Annotated in this window: 4 protein-coding genes; 2 read left to right on the top strand and 2 right to left on the bottom strand. The window is 43.1% G+C overall.

The window, feature by feature from the left end; genetic code table 11:
• Positions 1–283: 283 nt before the first annotated feature.
• Both HQM11_21415 and HQM11_21410 read right to left on the bottom strand, forming a co-directional pair.
• Positions 284–754 (bottom strand): hypothetical protein, encoded by a 471-nt coding sequence (locus tag HQM11_21415; protein MBF0353598.1) that lies wholly within the window; start codon positions 752–754, stop codon positions 284–286.
• A gap of 11 nt (positions 755–765) precedes the next feature.
• Positions 766–1,671: an alpha/beta hydrolase gene (locus tag HQM11_21410; GenBank protein MBF0353597.1), complete on the bottom strand. Its 906-nt coding sequence runs from the start codon at positions 1,669–1,671 to the stop codon at positions 766–768.
• Positions 1,672–1,847: 176 nt separating this feature from the next.
• Here HQM11_21410 and HQM11_21405 point away from each other — a divergent pair, with 176 nt between their 5' ends.
• Together HQM11_21405 and HQM11_21400 are read left to right on the top strand one after the other, a co-directional pair.
• Positions 1,848–2,078 carry a phage integrase N-terminal SAM-like domain-containing protein gene (locus tag HQM11_21405; GenBank protein MBF0353596.1) on the top strand — a complete coding sequence of 77 codons (231 nt, stop codon included), beginning with the start codon at positions 1,848–1,850 and terminating at the stop codon, positions 2,076–2,078.
• A 217-nt stretch (positions 2,079–2,295) separates the two neighbouring features.
• Positions 2,296–2,463 carry a hypothetical protein gene (locus HQM11_21400; GenBank protein MBF0353595.1) on the top strand — a complete coding sequence of 56 codons (168 nt, stop codon included), beginning with the start codon at positions 2,296–2,298 and terminating at the stop codon, positions 2,461–2,463.
• The last annotated feature ends 135 nt before the right edge of the window (positions 2,464–2,598 follow it).

The raw sequence follows: 2,598 nt of genomic DNA, 5'->3' as shown, positions 1-2,598 counted from the left end.
AACGCTGGGCTGTAATGGCTCAGACAGGGTGAAGGGCTGAACATTTCAGATAAGGAAAGGCTGATGAAACCTTCAAGATGCGTTGATTCCGACTGGAAAAGCATTCTTGGGCGGATTTCATCAAGTAACCCTTAGATGTGGAGAGATTCTTCACATTTGAACCCTGAAGTGAACCGCCCTGTGCGAGACCCGCATGCAGGGTGGTGTGGGAGGGGGAAGAGAAAAGCTTCCCTCTACCCGATTGGCCATGTGAAACCTATCCCCCCGTGCTATTTTGCTGCGTTTAATTGTTCAGGAGGCTTTCAGCTGCCTTTAAACTGTCTTGATCCCTAGACATTTCTTTGTGCGCAAAAGCTTCAATAGCTTTTTCATGTGCATAAACGTAGCCGAAAAATTTCTTTTCAGACTTTTCAGTCGCATTGTTCTTTAATCGTAAAAATTTTTCCTGAAAAGGTGCTGTACCATCGCCTAATAGTTTCATGGATAAACGCCAAGGCAATACTCCCAACATAGCACCCTCAAAATAACCTTTAAGCTCCCAACCTTTGGGGGCGGTCACTGGTTGACCGGAGTCTTTCATATAGGAGAGATAGCGTTCCAAGGTTTGTTCTTCCAGGGCCTTTAAAACTAACCACTTTTTCTTTTGCTTGGGACTCAAAGTAACTTGAGCAGCCGTATTAAACAGAGCGCAACCATAAACTTCCGACTCGTGGATACGCTGCAAGTCTTTTTTATATTCAGGATAATCGATCATCTTTACCTTGATCAGTTTGTTGTTTGTTTGACAATGCTAGTTACAGCTTCCTCAAGAGCACTAAAGTAAGTGTCAGTGTCCTCTATAAAAGGCATGTGGCCTACGTTATGAAAAACAACCGTTTTTGCTCTTGGTATTTTGCTGGACAATAGCAGCGATTGTTTTGCGGGTACAATAGGGTCGTGTGTACCTGCAAAAATATAACACGGCATGCTAATCTCCCCCAGTTGATCGGCAATTTCTAATCGACCAATACCGTTGAATAAAGGAAATAAATCTGAATAATTCTGCTGACTGGTGTTGGGCTTAATATTATCAAGCATACGTTGGCTCAGTGGATTAGAACCATATGCCTTTTGATCGTATGCCAATGAGTTAGAGAAAAAACGCTGCATTACACGACTTGGTTGTGCTAAAGTGAGGTTGGCAACAAACAAATTTTTAGTCCACTTCCCGAGTCCTGCCAATTTCACTAGCAGGCCCTCAAGGCCGCCCCACTTACCACTGTGGAATCCTGCAACGCTGATAATACCTACAACATTGGGCGCTTGATGGATAGCAAGGTTAAGCGCAGAAAATCCACCTGTGGAATGCCCAACAATAATCGCTTTTTTATCACCTAGAAGTGCTTTTAGAGCACCGTTCATCAAATTAAAAAACCATTGTTCATTCACATGTTCTGGTTTGAAGTCTGGAGGCACGGTAGAAGGATGATGTGCGGGTAAACTCAAGGAATACCAAGCCCTATCTTTTTTAAAGTTAGGCGGGACACAGTCGTGCCAAAAGTTTATCGAGGCTAAAACACCATGAATAAATACAACAATGGGCTGATCATTTTGGTTGAGCAGATGTTCATTGACGGCTAAATATCCCAGGCGATGCCCCTCTGATTCAACGAAACCTTCTTTTACTTTCATTCTTACTCTTCGCTTCCTACTCTTAAAAACAGGTTACTTGTTCCTGTTTGTTGAACTAAGCCGCTGCGCGGCGGTATTTCAGCATCTACGTTCTGATTTTGCACACTTATAGCGTAACTCCATTGTCAATCCGGGCAACATGCCCCTTTTTGCAATCATCAACCAGGAGTTACGTTATGAATGATCAACAGCAATCTAAATTTAAGACACTCTACCAGTCCCATCAACTCAACCTCAAACTTCAGGGGATGAGTCCTAAAACGATCTGTTGTTACAGTCTGGCCCTTCGCCGAGTAGCCGATTACTTCGACCGCTGTCCCGATGATTTGACGCAGGATGAATTGAAAATTTATTTTTCAGATCTGCTCGATAGTCATTCCTGGAGCACCATGCCCGGAAAACTTTGAATCGGTTAAAACTGATTCTCAAAATCAAAGTGAGGCTGCCAGCCAATCCGCTAACGTTCAAAATCAAGTGTCGACGGTGCAATATTCCGCTCAAGTGGTTCTTTCCTTCAAGACGCGAAAATGTTTTTCCGCAAAGAGCTTCTCCCGCTCACTAGAGCATCGCGGGAAGATTGCGTTTCTTTATTTTACTGAACTCTTTTCAGGTCAAGGCGGAATTATGCCCACAAAGCGCTCAATTGAGATGATAGAAAAACTCGATGATCAAAATAATGAGAATGCTGTCTCCTTTTTCACTAAAATCAGCCTTCACCAACGACTTCCCCGATCCGTTGAACGACTTTCCATACCCGATATTCCAGAAAATCAAACCAACACGAATTCCTGATCAGCTATTTACTTGGGTTTTCGAAAAAAACATCTGTTGAGTTGTGTTGATTTGGCATAAAAATTTTCTGAGCGCCATTCACCCCAGGAGGACGTATGAAAATCCCTTGTATTGAAGCATTACCTTGGTTAGTAG

Source organism: SAR324 cluster bacterium (genome assembly GCA_015232315.1).
Classification (GTDB): Bacteria; SAR324; SAR324; order SAR324; family NAC60-12; genus JADFZZ01.
Note: the sequence above shows the minus strand (reverse complement) of the source record. Positions and strands in the feature narration are given on the sequence as shown.

Coding starts and splice junctions, on each gene's coding strand:
- HQM11_21415 (MBF0353598.1), bottom strand. CDS start 754: ATGATCGATTATCCTGAATATAAAAAAGACTTGCAGCGTATCCACGAG.
- HQM11_21405 (MBF0353596.1), top strand. CDS start 1,848: ATGAATGATCAACAGCAATCTAAATTTAAGACACTCTACCAGTCCCAT.
- HQM11_21410 (MBF0353597.1), bottom strand. CDS start 1,671: ATGAAAGTAAAAGAAGGTTTCGTTGAATCAGAGGGGCATCGCCTGGGA.
- HQM11_21400 (MBF0353595.1), top strand. CDS start 2,296: ATGCCCACAAAGCGCTCAATTGAGATGATAGAAAAACTCGATGATCAA.